This window comes from Catellatospora chokoriensis (assembly GCF_011297315.1).
In the GTDB taxonomy this organism is placed as follows: domain Bacteria; phylum Actinomycetota; class Actinomycetes; order Mycobacteriales; family Micromonosporaceae; genus Catellatospora; species Catellatospora citrea.
In genome coordinates this window covers 62,301-83,065 of sequence record NZ_JAAOTI010000035.1, presented here as the reverse complement: position 1 = coordinate 83,065, position 20,765 = coordinate 62,301, and the positions used below count along the sequence as shown (strand labels likewise).

The window sequence follows — 20,765 nt, the reverse complement described above, 5'->3', positions numbered from 1 at the left end:
GCGGCGGGCTGGCACGATCCCGCCGTGTCGATCACCCCCACGGCCGTCCGCGGACTGTGCCCGCAATGTCAGAGCACCCTGGCCGTCGAGCCCGGCGAAGCGCCGTGGTGTGCGCGCTGCGAATGGAACCTCGACGCCTTCACGCCCGACCCCGCGGGTCCTGACGCTCGGCCTGCCGCTGTGGACGGGCCTGCGCCCGCAGGAGCGGGTGGCGCTGCTCGCCCACGAGCTGGGCCATTTCATCAACAACGACAACCGGCGCAGCCTGCGTACGCAGACCGCGCTGACCTTCTTCGCACACGTGGCCCGGCTGCTGGATCCCCGCGAGCTGTTCGGCCTCACGGAGTCCGACGGGCTGATCGGGCTGGCCGTGAAGGTGGTCGAACTCCTGGTGTCGCCCGTGTTCTGGCTGCTCTCACGGTTGTGCTGGCTGCTGCACCTCGCGCTGAACGTGCTCGGCGCGAGGACCTCGCAACGCGCCGAGTACTACGCCGACGACCTGGCCGCCCGGGCCGCCGGCAGCACGGCGGCGCTCACCCTGACCGACGTGTTGAGCTGCTCAGACGTCTACACCGGCATCGTCGGGAGCCGGGCCCGGGGTGGGGCCGTCATGCAGGGCTGGCGGGAGGCGGTGGAGTCGGCCCGTGCCGCCGTCGCACCGCGCCAGGCCCGGCTGCGCCAGCTCACGCTGCGCCGTGCGGCGTCGCCGTTCTCCTCCCATCCCCCGGCAGAGCTGCGTCACCGCGTCATCGCGGCGCAGCCGCACCGTGACCCGCAGGTCGTGCTGAGCGAGGCCGAGGCGGCGGCGATCGACGCCGAGCTGGCCGCGTTCGAGGAGCGCTACCGCCGGATCATCGCGGCAGCGTGGTGAGCGGCGGGCCTACCCGCGGGCGGCCCAGCGCAGGCCGCGTTCGGTGAGCGTGCGGATCTCGGGGATGTCCAGGTCCGGCAGGTGGTGCCCGACGGTGGAGACGAAGATCCGGCCCAGCCCCCACTGCCGGGTGTACACCGCCGGGTGGGTCACCGGCTCGCCCCAGGGCTCGCCGTCCTCGACCGGGAACGTGATGGTGGCCAGCACGTCGTTGAGCGGGTCGGCGAGCATCCAGTAGCGCTCGGTGTGCAGGGCGACCGTGCTGATCCCGGCGACGATCGGGTGGGCGGCGCGTTCGGGCAGCACGGTGAGGGTGTGCGGGACGAAGTCGCCGGGGTGGCAGGTGAACCAGCCGCCGGTGAGCCACTGGTAGCGGCGTTCGGTGAACGCGGCGACGATGCCGCCGTGCCAGCCCGCGAGGCCGGTGCCGGCGCGCACGGCGTGATCGAGGTTGGCGGCGCGGTCGGGGGTGAGCTCGTCGCCGCCCGCGGTCCAGCAGTTGACGATCAGGTCGGTGCGGGCCAGCAGTGCGGCATCGTCGTACACGGCGAGGTCGTCGGCGGTGTCGACGGTGAAGCCCTGGTCCTTGAGGTATGGCAGGAAGCTGTCGGTGGTGCCGACGGGGTCGTGGAACTCGGCTCCACCGCGGACGATCAACGCGCTACGCATGGCGAACAGGGTAAACGTTTTCCGCTCCGGCGACGAGGGCCGGCCGTCATCGGGCGGCGCCGACCGGTTCCGGAGCCGCCGGGGCCGGGGCCGGCACGGGCAGCCCGATCCGGCGCACCCCGGGGGCGAGCACGGTGCCGAGGCAGGCGACGGCCACCACGACCGCCGCCACGAGCAGCGGCGCCTGCGGCGACCAGGCGGCGGCGGCCAGCGGTGCCAGCGCGTAGCCCACCGGCGTGGCCGCCAGGGAGCACAGCCAGTCGTACGAGGAGACCCGGGCCAGCGCCTGTGGCGGGATCTCGGCCTGCACGACCGTCTCCCACACCGGGTTGAGGAAGCCGAGTGCCGCCATGGCCAGCCCGTACGAGCCGATGACGGCCGGGGCGGGGGCGGCGAAAGCCAGCAGCGCCAGCGGCAGCGCGTACGTGGCCAGGCCCAGGTTGGCGACCAGCACCGGACGCCGCGGGCGCACCCGGCTCGCGACCAGGGAGCCGAGCAGCAGACCGACCGCGCCGGCCTCCAGCACGAGCACCCACGTCGCGTCGCCGCCGAGCCGGTCGACGGCGATGGCCGGACCCAGCGTGATCAGCACCGCCGCCACGCCGTTCCAGGCGGCGTGGGCGATGAGGCTGGTCCAGTACCAGTCGCGGGAGCGCACCTCGGCCCAGCCCGCGGCCAGGTCGGCGAGCAGGGTGCGGCGCTCGACCGGCACCCGTCGCACCCGGATCGCGGCGAGCAGGACCGCGCTGACCGCGAACGTGGCGCCGTCGAGCACGAACGCCCAGCCGGCGCCCACGGACAGGATCAGCACTCCGGCCAGTGCCGGTCCGGCCAGCCGGGTGACGCCGTTGGCGATGGCCGTGGCGGCGTTGGCCGCCTGCCGCTGCGGCGCGTCCACCACCCCGGCGACCAGCGGCGACGTGGTGGGGATGGCGAACGCGGAGGCGATTCCGCCCACCGCTGACGCCACGGCGAGGTGCGCCAGCGCCGGGTCGCCGGCGATGAGCACGCATCCGACGAACACCTGCGCGGCGCACCGGACGACGTCGGCGGCGAGCGCCACGAGGCGCGGGTCGTGCCGGTCGGCGAGCACGCCGCCCAGCGGCAGCAGCACCAGCCGGGGCACCATCGCGCAGGCCAGCACCAGGGCCAGCGCGCCGCTGGACCCGGTGGCGTGGTGCACCGCGATGGCGAGCGCCGCGGGGATGACGAAGTCGCCCAGCGAGGACAGGGTGCGGCCGACGAACAGCAGCCGGAAGGCGCGTTGGCGCAGGGGGTGAACCATGTCGCCGAAGATAGTTCGGAACCAAACTTTTTGTCAACGAATAATCTGGCAACGAAGGACCGGTGCCGTCATAGGATCACCGGCATGGAGCCCCGCGACCGGGTGGACGCGCACGTCGCCCGCTGGCTGCCCGTGCTGCCCGACCTCGACCCCGACGTCGAGGCCGCGGTGACGCGGATGAAAAAGCTGTCCGACCACCTGCGACGGGTACGCGAGCAGTCGCTCGTCGACTTCGACCTGCAACGCCACGAGTTCGACACGCTGCACTCGCTGGCGGGGCGGGGCGGCCGCGCCGCGCCGTCCGAACTCGCCGGCGACCTGGGCATGGCGCCCGCGACGGTCACCGGCCGGCTCGACGGGCTGGAGCAGCGCGGGTTCGTCCGGCGCACCCCGTCCGCCGCGGACCGGCGGCGGATCGACATCGAGCTCACCGAGTCCGGCCGGGCCGCCTGGCTGGGCGCGATGGACGTGCTGGGCCACGAGGAGTACCGGCTGCTCGGCGCGCTGAACGCGGCCGAACGCCGGACGCTGGCCGACCTGCTGCGCCGGGTGATGCTCGCCGCCGAGCAGCGCTGACACCGGACGGCAGCTCAGCGGGCTCGTTGCGCGGCGGCGGCTAGTGTCGGGACATGCCCCCGGAAGACCCCGCCGCCGCCCTGCCCAAGGTAGGGCTGCGCACCCTCTGGCCATACCTGCGCGCCCACCGCTCCTCACTGCTGCTCGTCGCCGCGCTGTCCCTGGTCACCACCGCCGGCACGCTGCTGCAGCCGGTGCTGACCCGCGACGTGCTCGACGGGCTCGGCGCGAGCACGCCGATCGGCCCGAGCGTGCTCGCGCTGGTGGCGACCCTGGTCGGTGTCGCCGCGGTCGACGGCTTCCGGCACTTCCTGCTCCAGCGCACCGCGGAGGGCCTGGTCCTCACGGCACGCCGCCGGCTGGCCGGGCACCTGCTGCGCCTGCCCATCGCCGAGTACGACCAGCGCCGCACCGGCGACCTGCTGTCCCGGGTCGGCGCGGACACCACGCTGCTGCGCGCCGTGGTCACCTCCGGCCTGTTCGACACCGTCAGCGGCGCGATCATGGTGGTCGGCGCGGCGACGGCGATGGTGCTGCTGGACCCGCTGCTGTTCGGGGTCACCCTGATCGGCCTGGTGATCGGGCTGTCCGGCGGTATCTTCTTCGCCCGCAAGGTGCGCGGCATGTCCCGCGACGCGCAGGCCCGCATCGGCGAGATGACCGCGGCGGTCGAGCGGTCGATCACCGCGGCGCGCACGATCCGGGCCAGCCGCGCCGAGGCCCGCGAGACCGACACCGTGGCGCAGAGCGCCGAGCAGGCGTATCACGCCGGGGTGCGGATCGCCCGGTTGCAGGCGATCGTGCAGCCCGCCATGGTGACCACCATCCAGGGCTCGTTCCTGCTGGTGCTGGGTGTCGGCGGGGCACGGGTCGCGTCCGGCGCGATCACCGTCGGCGACCTGGTCGCCTTCGTGCTGTTCGTGTTCTTCCTGGTCATGCCGCTCGGCCAGGCGCTCAACGCGTACACCCAACTACAGGCGGGTCTCGGCGCATTGCAGCGGATGGAGGAGGTGCTGGTCATCCCCCTGGAGGGCGCAGCCGGGCAGGACGGCGCGACCGGCACCGGGCCCGCGGTCGGCGCACAGCGGTCGGGCGGCGTGCCGTCGCCCGTCACTGCTTCGGCCAACAGCGCCGCCACGGTGGCCGGGGCGCCGGCGATCGAGTTCGACCGGGTCGGGTTCGGCTACACCGACGCCGAGGGCCGGGTCGGCGAGCCGGTGTTGCGCGAGGTCAGCTTCCGGGCCCCGGTGGGTACGCGTACCGCGCTGGTCGGGCCGTCCGGCGCGGGCAAGTCGACGCTGCTGTCCCTGGCCGAACGGTTCTACGAGGTGACCTCGGGCAGCCTGCGGGTCGACGGCGTGGACGTGCGCGAACTGAGCCACGAGACGCTGCGGTCCAAGCTCGGCTACGTCGAGCAGGAGTCGCCGGTGCTGGCGGGCACGCTGCGGGAGAACCTGCGCCTGGCCACGCCCGACGCGACCGAGGAGCAGATGCGCGCCGTGCTCGCCGCGGTCAACCTCGACGAGCTGGTCGACCGGACCCCGCTGGGGCTGGACGCGCAGGTCGGCGAGGGCGGCGTGCTGCTGTCCGGCGGGGAGCGGCAGCGGCTGGCCATCGCCCGTACGCTGCTGGCCGCGCCGCCGATCCTGCTGCTGGACGAGCCGACCAGCAACCTCGACGCGCGCAACGAGGCGGCGCTGCGCTCCGCCATCGACACCGTCGCCCGGGGACGCACCCTGCTGATCGTCGCGCACCGGCTGTCCACCGTCGTGGACGCGGACCAGATCGTGGTGCTGGAACACGGCCGCGTCGTGGCCACCGGCCCCCACGCCGAACTCCTCGACACCAGCCCCCTCTACCGCGAACTCGCCGCCCACCAGTTCCTCGTCGACCCCGCCCCCGACCCGGCCTGACCACCCGCACCTCGGCCCGCCCGCCGCCCCGCCCCGCCCCGCCAAAAATAGACGTTGGCCTATCTGATCGAGAAATCGGAGATCATTCTCGATCTGATAGGCCAACGTCTATGTCAAACGGGACCGTGGTGCCCCGGGGCGGGGTCAGCCGGGGATCGCGGCGGTGACGGGTTCGGCGGTGCGCTGGGTGAGGTCCATGCGGCCGGTCTGCTCCCAGGGGGCCTGGAACGGGAAGTACGCCTCCATGAAGTCGCGCACCATCGCCGTCTGCTCGTCCATCTCCCCGGCCGCCGAGTTGGTGTCGTTGAGGCAGAACACGTCCACGTTGCGCTGGCGGACCAGCCGGGCCAGCATGATCGGCGCGACCAGGCGGCCCAGGTCGATGTAGACGTGGCTGATCGAGCCGGGCACCGAGCGCCCCGTGCTGTGCGCCCAGTAGTGCGCCAGCGACGACGGGATGGACAGGTCGCCGCGGTCGCGGAACTGGTGCGAGGCGGTCGCGTGCGACTCCTCGCGCAGCTCGGTCTCGATCTCCTCCAGCACGCCGCGCAGCAGCGGGTACGGCACGTGCCGCATCTTCTGGTAGAGCTGGGTGCCGAAGCGCGACTGGAGCAGCCGCCGGTTGTTCTTCGCGGCGACGTCCACGGGCGCGTCGGCGGGCGCGGGCGGGTTCACGTCCACCAGCGAGCTGGACGGGAAGAACTTGGCCACGCCGTTGGCGAAGAAGAACTGGGTGGGCAGCACGGGCCGGCCCAGGATCATGTCGTCGTTGAAGTACAGGAAGTGCTCCGACAGGCCGGACACCTTGTGCAGGCGCGACTCGATCGCGTGCGAGTTGAAGGTGGGCAGCCGGCCCACGTCGCCGAAGATCTCCTTGTGCGAGACCAGCGTGACGTACGGCGAGGTCGGGTCGAGCCAGGACGGCGTCTGGTCGTCGGTCACCAGGTAGATGTGGTTGACCCAGGGCGCGAACGCGTGCAGCGAGCGCATCGAGTAGAGCAGCTCGTCGCGTGAGGTGAACCGGGAGGCGTTGGTGGCGAGCCCGGCGAACGAGTCGTCCTCGTCCTCCCCGAGCGCCTGCGCCTTGCGGCTGCGCCAGGCCGGGTCGTCGCCGTCGACCCAGGTGTAGACGACGTCGATGGGGAACTGCACGTCGTTGGGGCCGGGCTCGGCGTAGACGGCACGGCTGCGGTAGCGGGGCTCGGCGTCGCGCGGCACGAACGCGGACAGGCGCGCGGCGGCGACGTACTGCGTCGGGTTGTCCACGCTGACGACCGTGCCGACCTTGTGGTTGCGCGGGCCGACCTGGCGTGGCGCCTGCCAGCCCTGCTGCTTCACGGTCGACCAGAACTCGATCTCGCAGGCGTACGCGTCCTCGGTGAGCGGCACGTTCGCCAGGCCCGCGGCGGTCCGGTAGACCTGCACCACCGCGCAGCGCTGCGGGCTGACCCGCCGGCCGGCGGTGTCCAGGGCCCGGATGACCGTGTCCCCGCCGGACCTGCCGCGCAGCAGGCGCAGCACCTGCGCGCGGTGCTCGACCGCGACGGCGACGGCGCTGCGCCGCGGGTCGGTGTGCGGCAGGCAGAAGTAGTCGACGCCGTCGGCCTCCAGCAGCCCGGTCACGGTCTGCAGATTGTCGTGCCAGGCGTGGGCGGGCGAGGTCCCGCCGGCCGGGTTCGCGCCGCCGGGGGTGCGGGTGCGAGCCGTTCCGCCGACGAGCAGCTTGGCGATGCGGACCCGTTGCCGCAGCGGGAGCCGGTAGGCGGCGGCGCGCAGTGCGGGTCTCGGCAGGAGGCGTTTGACAATCTGCTTCACAACAACCCAACATAGTGTATAAGCCGCATAGGACTGTGTATTTGGATAATAAGGACATTCATGTTGACTGCCGTTTTCTGCCGTCAGGGGGTCAACGCTTGACCCGCCCACAACCGCACGCCTTCGAGCCGGCCCCGTTGGGCTCCCGGCTCACCCGCAGCCTTCCGATCACGATTCCGGCGCTGGTCACCCTGCTCGTCGTGCTCGTCGGGCACGACCGGCGCGCGCTCTGGCGCGACGAGTACGCCACCTGGTGGGCGGCCTCGCTCTCCACCGACCAGCTGCAACTTCTGCTGTCCAAGGTAGATGCGGTGTTCGCGCCGTTCTACCTGTTCACCCGCGCGTGGGTCGCCCTCTTCGGCGACAGCCTGACCAGCCTGCGGCTGCCCTCGGCACTGGCCATGGCCGCGGCCGCGGGCCTGATCGGCGCGCTCGGGCGGCGGCTGTTCTCCCCTGGCGCCGGGCTGGTCGCCGGGCTGCTGTTCGCGCTGCTGCCCGCGGTGTCCCGCTACGGCGAGGAGGCCCGGCCCTACGCGTTCGCGCTGGCGTTCTCGGTGGCGGGCGCGCTTCTGCTGCTGCGCGCGCTGGAGCAGCCGGACCGGTGGCGGCGCTGGGTGCCGTACGCCCTGGTGGTGGCCGCCATCGGCTGGTCGCACCTGGTGGCGCTGACGGTGCTGGCGGCGTACGCGGTGGCCGTGGTCGGCGCCGCGGGGCTGCGGTCGACCGCGCTGCGCAACTTCGTGCTCGCCACCGCGGCCGGCGGCCTGCCGGTCGCCCCGCTGCTGTGGCTGGGCAAGCGGCAGACCGGTCAGATCGGCTGGATCGGCGACCGCGGCGAGGAGTCGATCCGCGAGTTCATCACCAGCACCTTCGGCTCGCTCTGGATCGGCCTCGCGGTGCTGGCACTGGCGCTGCTGTCGGTGCGCCTGGCCGAGCCGCGCCGCCGGTTCCTGCTGGCCTGGGCCCTGCTGCCGCCCGCCGCGGTGCTGGCGCTCACGCCGGTGATCAACATGATGCTGTCGCGGTACCTGCTGTTCACCGTGCCCGCCTGGGTGCTGCTGGCCGCCTGCACGCTGCGCCGATTGTCAGCCCGGGTGGCCGCGCTGACCCCGGCGGCCCGTGCGGCCGCGGTCCGGGCGGCGTCGCCCGTCACCCCCGCGACCGCGCCCCGCAGCCTGACGTCGGACCCGCGCAGTGCGAAGTCGATCCTGAGCGGCCCGGAGTCCGCGGCTGCCATCCGGCCGCGACGGGCGCTGGCCGGAGACACCCCCGGCTGGGGGGTGTCGCTGGGCGCGCTGGCGCTGCTGGCCCTGGTCGGCCTGCCGGGCCAGGTCGAGGCCCGCACGCTGCCCGCCGGCAACCAGGCCGATCTGCGTACCGCCGCGGAGATCATGCGACCGCGCCTGCTGCCGGGCGACGCCATCGCCTACGGTGGCGAGTCCTACGGCGGTCCGCGGACCTTCCGCCGCGGGATGACCTTCGAGCTGCGCGATCTCGACGGGCCGAAGGACGTCTTCGTGTCCGTGCGCGGCCAGGACCGGGGCAGCTTCGAGGCGGTTGAGTGCGCCGACCCGGCCGAGTGCGCCAAGGGCGTCACCCGGATCTGGCTGGTGACCTCCGCGCCCGACCGGGACCTGTTCGCGAGCATGCCGGTGGCCCGCGCGGAGCTGCTGCGCGACGAGTTCACCACGGTGTTCGCCCAGCGCACCCAGGGCGTCGCGGTGGCCCTGCTGGTCCGCGAACAGCCCTCACCCGCCCAGCAGTAGCGGCGAGCGCGCGAAAGGCCCACCCGGCGGGTGGGCCTTTCGCGTATCCGGGGACACCCCCGGCAAACCTGGTGGCGCGGCGCCCGGGGTAGCGCCGTACCCTGGAGGTCGTGACGGTACGTGTGCGATTCGCCCCTTCCCCGACCGGTATGTTCCACGTCGGCGGCGCCCGCTCGGCGCTGCAGAACGCGGTCTTCGCCAAGCAGCAGGGCGGAGTGTTCGTGCTGCGCATCGAGGACACCGACGCCGCGCGCAACCGCCCCGAGTGGACCGAGGGCATCCTCTCCGCCCTGGACTGGATCGGCATCGCCCGCGACACCTACGAGGGCCCGCTGTTCCAGTCGTCCTACCACGCGGAGCACACCAAGGCCGCCCAGCAGCTGTTCGACGCGGGCCGCGCCTACTACTGCGACTGCACCCGCGACGACGTGCAGGCCCGCACCGAGAACAAGTACTCCGGCTACGACGGGTTCTGCCGCGACCGGGGCCTGAGCGCGGGCGAGGGCCGGGCGCTGCGCTTCCGCACCCCCGACGAGGGCGTGACGAAGGTCGTCGACCTGATCCGCGGCGAGCCGACCTTCGAGAACAAGCTGATCGAGGACTTCGTCATCGCGCGCGGCGACGGCTCGCCGGTGTTCCTGCTGGCCAACGTCGTCGACGACATGACCATGGGGATCACCCACGTGATCCGCGCCGAGGAGCACCTGCCCAACACGCCCAAGCAGCAGCTGCTCTGGCAGGCGCTGGGCAAGACCCCGCCGGTGTGGGCGCACGTGCCGGTCGTGGTCAACGAGAAGCGGCAGAAGCTGTCCAAGCGCCGCGACAAGGTCGCCCTGGAGATGTACCGGGACGAGGGCTACCTCGCCGCGGCCATGCGCAACTACCTGATGCTGCTCGGCTGGGCGCCCAGCGGCGACCGGGAGATCGTGCCCTGGTCGGTGATCGAGGACGAGTTCCGCCTGGAGGAGGTCAACCCCTCCCCCGCGTTCTTCGACGAGAAGAAGCTGCGCTCGTTCAACGGCGAGTACATCCGGGCGCTGTCGGTCGCGGAGTTCACGCAGGCCTGCACGCCGTGGCTGACCGGGCCGTTCCCGACGGAGGAGGAGCGGGCCGAGCGGGGGTACGGCATCACCCCGCCGCCGTGGCCTGCCGACGCGTACGACCCGGCCGTGTTCGCGCAGGTCGCCGAGCTGGTGCAGACCCGCATCGCGGTGCTCTCCGAGGTGCCCTCGTACGTGGACTTCCTCTTCCTCGACGAGCCCGTGCTGGACGAGGCGTCCTGGGCGAAGGCCTCGAAGGATGCCGGCATCCTGCCCGACGTCATCGCCGCGCTGCGCGAGCTGCCGTCGTGGGACGCCGAGTCGCTGAAGAACACCATCGTCACCGTCGGCGAGGCGCACGGGCTGAAGCTGGGCAAGGCGCAGGCTCCGGTGCGCGTCGCGGTCACCGGCCGCTCGGTGGGCCTGCCGCTGTTCGAGTCCCTGGAGGTGCTCGGCCGCGAGCGCACCCTGCGCCGGCTCGAGGCCGCCGCGGCCTGACCCGCATCCGGCGAAGCCGCCCCCGCCGTGCTCGGCGGGGGCGGCTTCGGTTCGGGATCAGGCCTGCTCGCGGCGCTTCCGGACGAGATTGATGACGCCCCCGACCAGCAGACCGGCCACCGTGGCCCCGCCGACCCAGGGCCACCAGGGGCCGCCGGTGTCCGTGCCCGCGACCGGGGCGGTGCTCGCCGCCGCCGGGCTCGCCGAAGGACTGGCCTGTGCCGACTCGGTGCGCGGGGACGGGCTCGGGGCGGCGCTCTCGGCCACCGCCAGGCTGAACTTGTACGAACCCTTCACCAGGTGACCGTCCTTTGACAGCACCTCGTAGGCGACGGTGTAGACACCGCTCGCGGCACCGGTGAACGGCACGGAGACCGTCTTGCCGGTCACGGTGACCGGGCCCGCCGCCGCGGCCGCGTCCGGACCGGCCACCGTGAGCTTCGTCCCGTCGCTCTTGAGCGTCGCCAGGAACGTCAACTTCACCGCGGAGGGCGCGGCCGTCAGCTTCGCGTCCTTCTTCGGCGACGCCTCGACCAGGGCGTTGTGCGCCCAGGCGGGAGTCGCGCCGAGCAGCAACGCGCCCAGTCCCACCAGGACGGCGAGCACCGCCGCGCCACGCCTTGCCGCCCGGTGCTCCCGGGTCCGCCGCCGACTGTCCCCCATGATCGCCTCCGCCTCGTTATGCTCCACCGCAATCCGCAGTTGGTCGACGTTACCGGCCTGTTCGGTTCCCGGCTAATCAACGGGGGTGCGCCGGCCGGATCGGACAGCGCTGCGTCCGTGTCTGAAACGTGACTATCCGAGCTGCAACCTGACAGGTTTCTCACGGGTCTAGAAGAGGTACCACCAGTCACACTGGCACCAGGTGACGCGGCGAAACGGGGCGGGCCATGCAGGGCATCATCGTGAGGGGCACCATGTTGAAGGTCGCAGCGGGACTGTTCTCGGCAGCCCTTCTGCTGCTCGGCGCACCCGCGTTCGGTGCGCCGACGCCGTCGCCGGCGCCCAAGCCCAGCCCGTCGCCGACGGTGCGCAGCATCACCATCACCTCGGATGTGCTGACCGCGCCCATCGTGCTGCGTTCCGACCAGCACCAGCGCCAGTTCGCCGCGCTGGCGGGCGAGGTGGACTGGCTGGCCGCCGGGCCCTCCACGCTCAAGGCCCCGACCGCGGACAAGCTCGGCCCGAAGTTCGTCGTGGTGAGCGCCGTCAACGGCGTCGACAAGCAGACCTTCGACCTCTACCCGCTGGCCGCGGGCGGCCCTCGGGTGTTCCGGCCGGCCGCGCAGCCCGACAAGCGCAAGGTCACCGCCGCCTGGTTCCTGGGCCGGTTCAGCATGGACGCCTCGCTGCGCGGGGCCGGAGTCCTGCTGGGCGGGACCGCACCGGTCGAGGGCGGCGGCGTGGGCGGCGGTCTGGTGGAGTCGGCGACCGCCGAGCCGGACATCCGCGCCATGGTCGGCGACTGGCAGCGTTTCGTGGGGCTCAACGGCGCGGTCGTCGTGGTCATCGCGCTCGGGGTGTTCGCCATCGCGTACGCGTTCCGGCGCACCATCTGACCTCCGCATCGCCCTGACCTCCGCGTCGCTTTCGGCGCGCCGAGCGCGTCGACGCCCCGCGCCCCGGCTTCCGGCCGGGGCGCAGGTGCCACATACTGGCCCGATGCGACTGCCCCGCAAACCCCTGCGCACCCTCGCCGTGCTGGCCCTGGCGGCCTTCAGCCTCACCGGCTGCATGAAGCTCGACATGAACATGACCGTCAGCAGCGACGACACCGTCGACGGCACGATCGTCATGGCGCTGGACAAGTCGGTGCTCCAGCTGAGCGGCAAGAGCCCGGAAGAAGCGTTCGCACAGGCCGGCGACAGCCTGACGGAGTTGCCGGAGGGCGCGCGCACCGAGGTCTACGACGACGGAAAGTACTACGGCAAGAAGTTCGTCTACGACGACCTGCCGCTGACCGAGTTCAACACCGGTGAGAAGGGCGCGCCCTCGATCACCCACGCCAACGGCAAGTACCTGTTCACCGCGGACCTCGACACGGGCGCCGACGGCCTCGGCGCGCAGGCCGAGATGGTGCGGCCCTTCCTGAGCAGCCTGCAGATCACCTTCGCGGTCACCTTCCCCGGCAAGGTCGTCGAACACGACGCCAAGGCGGTCGTGGACGGCAACACCGTGCGCTGGAACGTGGCGCTGGGCGGCAAGAACGAGCTGCGCGCCGTGGCCGAGGAGGGCAGCGCCTTCCCGTGGCTGGTCGTCGCCGTGGTCGGCGGCGTGCTGGGCCTCGCGGTGATCGCCGGCATCGTGTTCCTGGCGATCTGGCTCACCCGCCGCAACGCGCCCGCCGCGGCCGGCCCGAACGCCGCGACCTCGTTCGACCCGGCCACCGTGGCCGAGCCCGCCGGCGGGCACCCGGCGACGTCGCCCTACGCCACGCCGCAGCAGGGCGGCACGGAAGGGCAGCCCCACTGAGCCGGGGGCCCGGAGCCCGCAGGCTCCCTAATATGGGGCACATGACCGACGGCGAGCCGCTGGCCGCGACGCTGCGGCAGATCGAGCGGTCCGCCGGTGCCCTGGCCACCGCCAGCGTGTCGCGCATGGACGAGTCCCTGCCGTGGTTCCGCGAGCTGCCGGCCGATCAGCGGTCGTGGGTCATGCTGGTGGCCCAGGCCGGCGTGCAGTCGCTGGTGCAGTGGCTGCGCACCGGCGCGGGGGCGCGGGGCGGGCCGCAGGCCGTCTCCGACGAGGTGTTCGACGTCGCGCCGCGGGCCCTGGCTCGCAGCATCAACCTGCAGCAGACGGTCGCCCTGATCAAGGTCACCATCGACGTCGTCGAGGAGCAGGTGCCGCACCTGGCCGCGCCCGGCGAGGAGCAGCAGCTGCGCGAGGCCGTGCTGCGCTACTCCCGGGAGGTCGCCTTCGCCGCGGCGCGGGTGTACGCCCGCGCGGCCGAGTCGCGCGGCGCGTGGGACGCCCGGCTGCAGGCGCTGCTGGTCGACGCGCTGCTGCGCGGCGACTCCGCCGACGTGCTGGCCAGCCGCGCGGCCGCGCTCGGCTGGACCGACGCGCCCCCGGTGGCGGTGGTCGTGGGCCGCTCCCCCGGTGGCGAGGCCGCGATCGTGCTGCACGGCGTGCACCGGGCCGCCCGCCGCGCCGACGTCGAGGTGCTCGGCGGCGTGCACGGCGACCGGCTGGTCGTGGTGATGGGCGGGGCGAGCGACCCGGTCTCGGTGGCCGAGCGGCTGCTGCCCGCGTTCGGCGAGGGGCCTGTGGTGGTCGGCCCGGCGGTGCCGTCGCTGGAGGCGGCGACCGAGTCGGCCCGTTCGGCGATGGCGGGTTACCGCGCCGCCCCGGCGTGGCCGGCCGCGCCCCGGCCGGTGGCCGCCGACGACCTGCTGCCCGAGCGTGCCCTGGCGGGCGACGGGGAGGCCCGGCGCATCCTGCGCCACTCGGCGTACGGCGCGCTCGCGCGGACCAGCGGGGAGCTCCTGGAGACGCTGGACGCGTTCCTCACCCACGGTGGCGCGCTGGAGGCGACCGCTCGCGCGCTGTTCGTCCACCCGAACACGGTGCGTTACCGGCTGCGCCGAGTGGCCGAGGTCACAGGCTTCGGCCCGCTGACTCCGCGTGATGCATTCACCCTCAAGATCGCGCTGGCTTTGGGTCGCCTGGAGCCCGGTACGCAGGGCGAACAGCTCACCAAGCCGACATGAACAGGACATAATTCCGGCACGGTCCGCCGATATTTGTGGGGTACCCACAACTTCGGTAGGAGGATTTAGTCATCCCCGGCAACGGCGCGCGGGTCCGTGATCCCTCAGGGTTGAATACGTGCTCGCCGTACTCTCCCCGGGCCAGGGTGCCCAGAAACCAGGATTCCTCACGCCGTGGCTCGACCTCGACGGCGCCGCCGAACGTCTGCGCTGGTGGTCGAGTCTCGCCGGGGTCGACCTGGTGCACCTCGGCACCGCGGCGGACGCCGAGGAGATCAAGGACACCGCGAAGACCCAGCCGCTGCTCATCGCCGCCGCGCTGCTGGCCGCCGACCACCTGCCGGTGGCGGACGTGTCGGTCGTGGCCGGGCACAGCGTCGGCGAGCTCGGCGCGGCGGCACTGGCCGGGATGCTGACCCCGGACGCGGCGATCACGCTGGCCGGCGTACGCGGCCGGGAGATGGCCGCCGCCTGCGCCCTGGAGCCCACCGGCATGGCCGCCGTGCTCGGCGGCGACGAGACGGAACTGCTCGCCGCACTGGACGCGCACGGCCTCTACGCGGCCAACCGCAACGGCGCGGGGCAGATCGTCATCGCGGGCGCGCTCGACGCGCTCGACAAGTTCGCGGCCGCCCCGCCGGCCCGGACCCGAGTCATCAAGCTGCAGGTCGCCGGGGCGTTCCACACCCCGTTCATGGCACCGGCCGAGACGGCGCTGGCCGCCGTCGCGAGCACCGTCGACACGGCCGACGCACAGCGCCCGCAGCTGTCCAACGCCGACGGCGCGGCCGTCACCGACGGCCAGGAGATGCTGGGCCGCCTGGTCCGCCAGGTCACCGCGCCGGTGCGCTGGGACCTGTGCATGCGCAGCCTGGCCGAGCGCGGCGTCACCGCCGTGATCGAGCTGCCGCCCGCGGGAACCCTCGCCGGGCTGGTCAAGCGCGAGCTGAAGACCGGCACGCCGGAGATCGTCACGCTGAACACGCCTGACGACCTGGCCGCCGCGAAGGACCTCATCTCGCGCCACAGCGCGCCGGGGTCGCACGAGCCCACCCCGCAAGCCCGCATCGGAGAACAATCATGAGCGCCAACGGCAGCAAGATCCTCGCATTCGGGCACTACCAGCCGTCGCGCGTCGTGACCAACGACGATCTGGCGCAGATGGTCGACACCAACGACGAGTGGATCCAGTCCCGCGTCGGCATCAAGGAGCGGCGCATCGCCGACACCGAGACCGTCGCCGACATGGCCGGCTTCGCCGCGGAGAAGGCGCTGGCCGCCTCCGGCCTCACCGCCGCCGACATCGACCTGGTGATCGTGGCGACCTGCTCCTCGATCGACCGCAGCCCGAACGTGGCCTGCCGGGTCGCCGACAAGCTCGGCGTCGCCGGCGCGGCCGCGTTCGACCTGAACACCGCGTGCTCCGGCTTCTCGTACGCGCTGGCCAACGCCGACCACGCGATCCGCGCGGGCGCGGCGAAGCACGCCCTCGTGATCGGCGCCGAGAAGCTGTCGCAGATCACCGACTGGTCCGACCGGAGCACCTGCGTGATCTTCGCCGACGGCGCGGGCGCGGCGGTCGTCTCCGCGACCGCCGAGGGCGAGGAGCCGGGCGTCGGCCCCGTGGTCTGGGGCAGCGAGCCCAGCGACGCGATCGCCATCGAGGGCTGGCAGCCGTACATCGTGCAGGAGGGCCAGAAGGTCTTCCGCTGGGCCACCGGCACCGCGCCCCAGGTCGCGCTCGCGGCCTGCGAGAAGGCCGGGGTGGCCCCCGGCGACCTGGGTGGCTTCGTGCCCCACCAGGCCAACCTGCGCATCATCGAGCCGCTGGCCCGCAAGATCGGCGTGGACCCGGCGGTGCTGTCCCGCGACATCGTGGAGTCGGGCAACACGTCGGCGGCGAGCATCCCGCTGGCGCTGTCCAAGATGATCGAGCGCGGCGAGGTGAAGTCCGGCTCGCCGGTGCTCCTCGTCGGCTTCGGCGGCGGCCTGACCTACGCCGGTCAGGTAGTCCGCTGCCCCTGAGCCCCACCCCTGGCTTTTCTCACCACCAGTAACACCAACCGAAGGGAAACCAAGTTCCATGGCTACGCGCGAAGAGGTCGTCACCGGCCTGGCCGAGATCCTCGAAGAGGTCGCCGGCGTGAACCCCGACGACGTCTCCGAGGAGAAGTCGTTCACCGAGGACCTCGACGTCGACTCGCTCTCCATGGTCGAGGTCGTCGTGGCCGCCGAGGAGAAGTTCGGCGCGAAGATCCCGGACGACGAGGTCCAGAACCTGAAGACCGTCGGCGACGCTGTCTCCTTCATCGTCGCCAACTCCTGAAGTTGCGAGATTTGACGTGACCAAGCCTGACGTTGTCGTCACCGGCATCGGCGCCACCACCCCGCTCGGCGGGGACGTGGCGTCGACCTGGGACGCGATGCTGGCGGGCCGCTCCGGGGTCGGCAAGCTGACCCAGGAGTGGGCCGATCAGCTGACAGTGAAGATCGCCGCCCAGCTGGCGGTGGAGCCGAGCGAGGTCATCGACCGCGTCCGGCTGCGCAAGCTGGACCGCTCCGAGGCCGTGGCGCTCATCGCCGCTGCCGAGGCGTGGGCCGACGCCGGCCTGGCCGACGCCGGCCTCGACCGCGAGCGGCTCGGCGTGGTTGTCGGCTCCGGCATCGGCGGCGCACAGACCTTGCTGGCCCAGGACGACATCCTGGAGGCGTCCGGCGCGCGGCGGGTCAGCCCGCACACGGTGCCGATGCTGATGCCGAACGGTCCGGCCGCCTTCGTCGGTCTGGAGTACGGCGCGCAGGCCGGCGTGCACGCGCCGACCAGCGCGTGCGCCACCGGAGCGGAGGCGGTCGCCTGGGGTCTGGACATGATCCGGTCCGGCCGCGCCGACGTGGTCATCGCCGGTGGCACCGAGGCCGTCATCCACCCCCTGCCGATCGCCGGTTTCGCCTCGATGCGCGCCATGTCGACGCGCAACGACGACCCGGAGAAGGCATCCCGCCCGTGGGACAAGGGCCGTGACGGCTTCGTCCTGGGCGAGGGCGCGGGCATCCTGATCCTCGAGCGGGCCGACCATGCCGCGGCGCGCGGCGCGCGGATCTACGCGCGTCTCGCCGGCGCGGGCATGACCTCGGACGGGTACGACATCGTGCAGCCGCACCCCGAGGGCACGGGCGCCGCCCGGGCCATCGCGAAGGCACTGCGCGACGCCGACGTGGCCAAGGCCGACGTCGTGCACGTCAACGCCCACGCCACGTCGACCCCGGTCGGCGACATGGCGGAGATCGCGGCGCTGCGCTCGGCGCTGGGTGACCACCCGGTGCTGACCGCGACCAAGTCGATGACCGGGCACCTGCTCGGCGCGGCGGGCGCGCTGGAGTCGATCGCGACGATCCTGGCGATCCGCGACAGTGTCGTGCCGCCGACGATCAACCTCGACGACCCCGACGACGCCCTGACCATGGACGTGGCGGCGCACAAGGCGCGGCCGCTGCAGATCGCGGCCGCGCTGAACAACTCGTTCGGCTTCGGCGGGCACAACGTCGCCCTCCTGTTCACGAGGCCGTAGGCCGAGTGACCGGCAGCTCAGCACGAGGCCGTAGGCCGAGTGACCGGCAGCTCAGCACGAGGCCGTAGGCCGAGTGACCGGCAGCTCAGCACGAGGCCGAGTGACCGGCGGCTCGGGACGCGGCCCTGAGCCGGGCGGCCGAGCCATTCGGTCCCCGGCCGCAGCCAGGCGACGCTCAGGTGCCATCAGGCGCCTGGGCGTCGCTGCGTTTCCGCCCGCCCCGAGGAGGCCCGAGTGACCACGACCAAGGCAACGGTCGCCGTCGACCATCGTGACCCGCTGGTGCGCCTGCGGGCCCTGTTCGACGAGGGCACCGTGCGCCTGCTGGTCGGCGCGGACGGTTCCGGCGTGCTCAGCGCCCGTGGCGAGATCGACGGCATGCCCGCGGTCGCCTTCGCCACCGACGCCGTCCGGATGGGCGGCGCGATGGGCGTCGAGGGCTGCCAGCACATCGTGGACACGATCGACACCGCGGTCCGCGAGCGCATCCCGGTCGTCGGCCTGTGGCACTCCGGCGGCGCCCGGCTGGCCGAGGGTGTCGTCGCGCTCGACGGCGTGGGCCAGGTGTTCGCGGCGATCGTGCGGGCCTCCGGCCGCGTGCCGCAGATCTCCGTGGTGCTCGGCCCGGCGGCGGGCGGCGCGGCGTACGGTCCGGCGCTCACCGACATCGTGATCATGAGCAACGCCGGGCGGATCTTCGTGACCGGCCCCGAGGTCGTCCGCTCCGTCACCGGCGAGCAGGTCGACATGGAGAGCCTGGGCGGCCCCGACGCGCACGGCCGCCGCTCCGGGGTCGTGCACCTCACCTGCAAGGACGACGAGACCGCGCTCGCCGAGGCACGCCGGCTGGCCCGGCTGCTCGGCAGGCAGGGCCGCCTGTCCCCGGCCGACGTCGCCGACGACCGTGACCTCGGCGCGAGCCTGCCCGAGCAGTTCAACCGGGCGTACGACGTCAAGCCCGTGGTCAAGGCGCTGCTCGACGAGCCCGGCATCGAACTGCACACCAAATGGGCCCCGAACGTGGTGACCACGCTGGGCCGCTTCGCCGGGCGCACCGTCGGCGTCGTCGCCAACAACCCGATCCGCCTGGGCGGCTGCCTGGACTCGGCGGGGGCCGAGAAGGCCGCCCGCTTCGTGCGCATGTGCGACGCGCTCGGCGTGCCGCTGATCGTCCTGGTGGACGTGCCCGGCTACCTGCCCGGCCTCGGCCAGGAGTGGGACGGCGTGGTGCGCCGCGGTGCGAAGCTGCTGCACGCCTTCGCCGAGGCGGTCGTGCCCCGGGTGACCCTGGTGACCCGCAAGGCGTACGGCGGCGCGTACATCGCGATGAACTCGCGTGCGCTCGGCGCGAGCGCCGTCTTCGCCTGGCCGAACGCCGAGGTCGCCGTCATGGGCGCCGGGGCGGCCGTGAACATCCTGCACCGCCGCAAGCTCGCCGCCGCCCCCGCCGAGCAGCGCGAGGCCCTGCGCACGCAGCTGATCGAGGAGCAGACGCACACCGCGGGCGGCGTCAACCGCGCCCTGGAGATCGGCGTCGTCGACGACGTCATCAAACCCACCGAGTCCCGCAAGCGCATCGCCGAGGCCCTCGCCGCCGCCCCCGCCGCCCGCGGCGCCCACGGCAACATCCCCCTCTGAAGGAAGGGCACCTTCACATCGCTATGCGTTGTAGAAGGTGCCCTTCCTAACGCTTGACGTCCGTGAGCTGCGCGTTCGTCGGCCTTGCCGCGGACGGCGTCAGCGGCGCCGGGGGTCAGACCTGTCCTTCGGTCCACACCCGAGACATGATCTCGTCGACGGTCTCGGCCACCGTCTGGTCCGACGTGTCCAGCCAGAGCCCGATCCGGGGCGTGTGCGCCCGCAGATACGCGTCCAGTTCCGCCACGCCCTCGTCACCGGGCCGGTACGCCACCTTGCCGCGCACCGCCCGCCGCTCGTCGTCGCGCGCCTGCACCACCGCCGCCCGCGGCGCCAGCACCACCACGTGCAGCGGCCGGTGCCGAATCGCGGCCACCATCGCGGTGAGGTCCTCGCCGAGCACGATGTCCTGCAGCACCACGTCGAACCCGGCCGCGGCGTATCCGTCGGCGGCGGACGCCGCGAGGGCATACCGCAGTCGCAACTGCCGCACCGCCTCGGCGGGCGGCTCGGCCGGACCCATCTCCACCCGGCCGTTGACCACCATCCGCCGGAACAGGTCGCCACGCAGGTGCACCGAACGCGTCAGCCGCTCGGCGACCCCCTGCGCCACCGTCGACTTGCCCGCGGCCTGAATGCCCGTCACCACGATCACCGCCATGGTGCCCCTCCCCGCTGCCGTTCGGAATCCGACGTCACGGTACTAGGCTGGGCGAGTGGCACATCAGCACACGGATCCGGCCTGCGCAGCGGCCCACGGCGACCTCCCGGCGCAGCACGGCACGCGCACCCTGGTCGCGGTGTTCGCGTCCCCCGTCGCCGACCTGCTGTTGCACTTCGGGCACGACCTGGGCTACCGCACGGTGCTGGTCGAGCCCGACCTGCACCGGATCGAGAACGCCGCGCGGCCCGACCATCTGCGCCTGGCCAGCAGCGTCGACCCGTCGTTCGCCGACGGCGACGCCGACGTCGTGGTCACCGACCACGACCGGCCCGAACTCGGCGCGATCCTGGACGCGGCGCTGCAGACCCGGGCCCGCTGGATCGGCGTGATGGGCAGCCCCCGGCACACCGCTCCGCACGTGGCCGCGCTGCGCGAGCGCGGGGTGGACGAGACCGCGGTGGCACGGGTGCACCGGCCGATCGGGCTGAACATCGGCTCGCGTACGCCTGCGGAGATCGCCGTGGCGACCCTGGCCGGACTCATCGCCGACCGCAACGACCGCCCCGGCGGCTTCGCCTTCTGACCCGCCCGGAAGCCCTCCGCCGGCCGGAACCGCTGCTCACGCCACCCGCGGCGTTAAGAAGGGCACCTTCCTCTACGCATAGCGATAAGAAGGTGCCCTTCCTTCGAAAGAATTTTGCGGGTGGTGTCCGGAACGGGGGCTGTGGTTCGTCACTGTGGTGAGAGC

19 protein-coding genes are annotated in these 20,765 nt (G+C 72.9%); 14 read left to right on the top strand and 5 right to left on the bottom strand.

Annotated elements, in window-relative coordinates:
• Positions 1 to 109: 109 nt before the first annotated feature.
• Positions 110 to 871, top strand: a complete 762-nt coding sequence (locus HAV39_RS36475) for a M48 family metallopeptidase (protein ID WP_191843719.1) — start codon at positions 110 to 112, stop codon at positions 869 to 871.
• A gap of 9 nt (positions 872 to 880) precedes the next feature.
• Here the strand turns inward: HAV39_RS36475 and HAV39_RS36470 are convergent, their stop codons facing one another.
• Both HAV39_RS36470 and HAV39_RS36465 read right to left on the bottom strand, forming a co-directional pair.
• Entirely contained in the window at positions 881 to 1,540 is a 660-nt protein-coding gene (locus HAV39_RS36470) for a ThuA domain-containing protein (protein ID WP_191843718.1), read from the bottom strand.
• A 46-nt stretch (positions 1,541 to 1,586) separates the two neighbouring features.
• Complete coding sequence (locus tag HAV39_RS36465) at positions 1,587 to 2,825, bottom strand: MFS transporter (protein WP_191843717.1); 1,239 nt, start codon at positions 2,823 to 2,825, stop codon at positions 1,587 to 1,589.
• A gap of 84 nt (positions 2,826 to 2,909) precedes the next feature.
• Between HAV39_RS36465 and HAV39_RS36460 the strand changes: the two genes are divergently transcribed.
• Together HAV39_RS36460 and HAV39_RS36455 are read left to right on the top strand one after the other, a co-directional pair.
• On the top strand, positions 2,910 to 3,401 hold the full coding sequence (locus HAV39_RS36460) for a MarR family winged helix-turn-helix transcriptional regulator (protein WP_191843716.1): 492 nt from the start codon (positions 2,910 to 2,912) through the stop codon (positions 3,399 to 3,401).
• A 53-nt stretch (positions 3,402 to 3,454) separates the two neighbouring features.
• On the top strand, positions 3,455 to 5,314 hold the full coding sequence (locus tag HAV39_RS36455) for an ABC transporter ATP-binding protein (protein ID WP_191843715.1): 1,860 nt from the start codon (positions 3,455 to 3,457) through the stop codon (positions 5,312 to 5,314).
• 144 nt (positions 5,315 to 5,458) lie between these two features.
• Here HAV39_RS36455 and HAV39_RS36450 read toward each other — a convergent pair whose 3' ends face one another.
• On the bottom strand, positions 5,459 to 7,129 hold the full coding sequence (locus HAV39_RS36450) for a stealth family protein (protein WP_191843714.1): 1,671 nt from the start codon (positions 7,127 to 7,129) through the stop codon (positions 5,459 to 5,461).
• 98 nt (positions 7,130 to 7,227) lie between these two features.
• Here HAV39_RS36450 and HAV39_RS36445 point away from each other — a divergent pair, with 98 nt between their 5' ends.
• Positions 7,228 to 8,895 (top strand): glycosyltransferase family 39 protein, encoded by a 1,668-nt coding sequence (locus HAV39_RS36445; protein ID WP_191843713.1) that lies wholly within the window; start codon positions 7,228 to 7,230, stop codon positions 8,893 to 8,895.
• Between the two features lie 110 nt (positions 8,896 to 9,005).
• On the top strand, positions 9,006 to 10,433 hold the full coding sequence (gene gltX, locus HAV39_RS36440) for a glutamate--tRNA ligase (protein WP_275413978.1): 1,428 nt from the start codon (positions 9,006 to 9,008) through the stop codon (positions 10,431 to 10,433).
• Between the two features lie 57 nt (positions 10,434 to 10,490).
• Here gltX and HAV39_RS36435 read toward each other — a convergent pair whose 3' ends face one another.
• On the bottom strand, positions 10,491 to 11,096 hold the full coding sequence (locus HAV39_RS36435) for a copper resistance CopC family protein (protein ID WP_191843712.1): 606 nt from the start codon (positions 11,094 to 11,096) through the stop codon (positions 10,491 to 10,493).
• A 254-nt stretch (positions 11,097 to 11,350) separates the two neighbouring features.
• On the opposite strand from HAV39_RS36435, the gene HAV39_RS36430 reads away from it, so the two are divergent.
• The 8 genes from HAV39_RS36430 (at position 11,351) to HAV39_RS36395 (ending at position 19,353) form a co-directional block, all read left to right on the top strand.
• Positions 11,351 to 11,992 (top strand): hypothetical protein, encoded by a 642-nt coding sequence (locus HAV39_RS36430; RefSeq protein WP_191843711.1) that lies wholly within the window; start codon positions 11,351 to 11,353, stop codon positions 11,990 to 11,992.
• A 103-nt stretch (positions 11,993 to 12,095) separates the two neighbouring features.
• Complete coding sequence (locus HAV39_RS36425) at positions 12,096 to 12,905, top strand: LppM family (lipo)protein (protein WP_191843710.1); 810 nt, start codon at positions 12,096 to 12,098, stop codon at positions 12,903 to 12,905.
• Between the two features lie 41 nt (positions 12,906 to 12,946).
• Positions 12,947 to 14,146 (top strand): PucR family transcriptional regulator, encoded by a 1,200-nt coding sequence (locus HAV39_RS36420; RefSeq protein ID WP_155386503.1) that lies wholly within the window; start codon positions 12,947 to 12,949, stop codon positions 14,144 to 14,146.
• A 118-nt stretch (positions 14,147 to 14,264) separates the two neighbouring features.
• A complete protein-coding gene (locus HAV39_RS36415) occupies positions 14,265 to 15,230 on the top strand; it encodes an ACP S-malonyltransferase (RefSeq protein WP_191843709.1) in 966 nt (321 codons plus the stop codon).
• Positions 15,227 to 16,171, top strand: a complete 945-nt coding sequence (locus HAV39_RS36410; protein WP_191843708.1) for a beta-ketoacyl-ACP synthase III — start codon at positions 15,227 to 15,229, stop codon at positions 16,169 to 16,171. The genes HAV39_RS36415 and HAV39_RS36410 overlap by 4 nt, the downstream gene beginning before the upstream one ends.
• A 58-nt stretch (positions 16,172 to 16,229) precedes the next feature.
• Positions 16,230 to 16,472, top strand: a complete 243-nt coding sequence (locus HAV39_RS36405; RefSeq protein WP_120316303.1) for an acyl carrier protein — start codon at positions 16,230 to 16,232, stop codon at positions 16,470 to 16,472.
• Positions 16,473 to 16,488: 16 nt separating this feature from the next.
• Positions 16,489 to 17,715: a beta-ketoacyl-ACP synthase II gene (gene fabF, locus HAV39_RS36400; RefSeq protein WP_120316304.1), complete on the top strand. Its 1,227-nt coding sequence runs from the start codon at positions 16,489 to 16,491 to the stop codon at positions 17,713 to 17,715.
• Positions 17,716 to 17,949: 234 nt separating this feature from the next.
• The gene (locus HAV39_RS36395) at positions 17,950 to 19,353 is read left to right on the top strand and encodes an acyl-CoA carboxylase subunit beta (RefSeq protein ID WP_191843707.1); all 1,404 of its coding nucleotides are present in this window, start codon (positions 17,950 to 17,952) and stop codon (positions 19,351 to 19,353) included.
• Between the two features lie 115 nt (positions 19,354 to 19,468).
• Here HAV39_RS36395 and HAV39_RS36390 read toward each other — a convergent pair whose 3' ends face one another.
• Positions 19,469 to 20,014, bottom strand: coding sequence for an AAA family ATPase (locus HAV39_RS36390; RefSeq protein WP_191843706.1), 546 nt, complete (start codon positions 20,012 to 20,014; stop codon positions 19,469 to 19,471).
• 55 nt (positions 20,015 to 20,069) lie between these two features.
• Here HAV39_RS36390 and HAV39_RS36385 point away from each other — a divergent pair, with 55 nt between their 5' ends.
• A complete protein-coding gene (locus HAV39_RS36385) occupies positions 20,070 to 20,600 on the top strand; it encodes an XdhC family protein (RefSeq protein WP_191843705.1) in 531 nt (176 codons plus the stop codon).
• Positions 20,601 to 20,765 lie beyond the last annotated feature (165 nt).

Coding starts and splice junctions, on each gene's coding strand:
- HAV39_RS36470 (WP_191843718.1), bottom strand. CDS start 1,540: ATGCGTAGCGCGTTGATCGTCCGCGGTGGAGCCGAGTTCCACGACCCC.
- HAV39_RS36420 (WP_155386503.1), top strand. CDS start 12,947: ATGACCGACGGCGAGCCGCTGGCCGCGACGCTGCGGCAGATCGAGCGG.
- HAV39_RS36405 (WP_120316303.1), top strand. CDS start 16,230: ATGGCTACGCGCGAAGAGGTCGTCACCGGCCTGGCCGAGATCCTCGAA.
- HAV39_RS36390 (WP_191843706.1), bottom strand. CDS start 20,014: ATGGCGGTGATCGTGGTGACGGGCATTCAGGCCGCGGGCAAGTCGACG.
- HAV39_RS36460 (WP_191843716.1), top strand. CDS start 2,910: ATGGAGCCCCGCGACCGGGTGGACGCGCACGTCGCCCGCTGGCTGCCC.
- HAV39_RS36465 (WP_191843717.1), bottom strand. CDS start 2,825: ATGGTTCACCCCCTGCGCCAACGCGCCTTCCGGCTGCTGTTCGTCGGC.
- HAV39_RS36435 (WP_191843712.1), bottom strand. CDS start 11,096: ATGGGGGACAGTCGGCGGCGGACCCGGGAGCACCGGGCGGCAAGGCGT.
- HAV39_RS36455 (WP_191843715.1), top strand. CDS start 3,455: ATGCCCCCGGAAGACCCCGCCGCCGCCCTGCCCAAGGTAGGGCTGCGC.
- HAV39_RS36410 (WP_191843708.1), top strand. CDS start 15,227: ATGAGCGCCAACGGCAGCAAGATCCTCGCATTCGGGCACTACCAGCCG.
- HAV39_RS36430 (WP_191843711.1), top strand. CDS start 11,351: ATGTTGAAGGTCGCAGCGGGACTGTTCTCGGCAGCCCTTCTGCTGCTC.
- HAV39_RS36425 (WP_191843710.1), top strand. CDS start 12,096: ATGCGACTGCCCCGCAAACCCCTGCGCACCCTCGCCGTGCTGGCCCTG.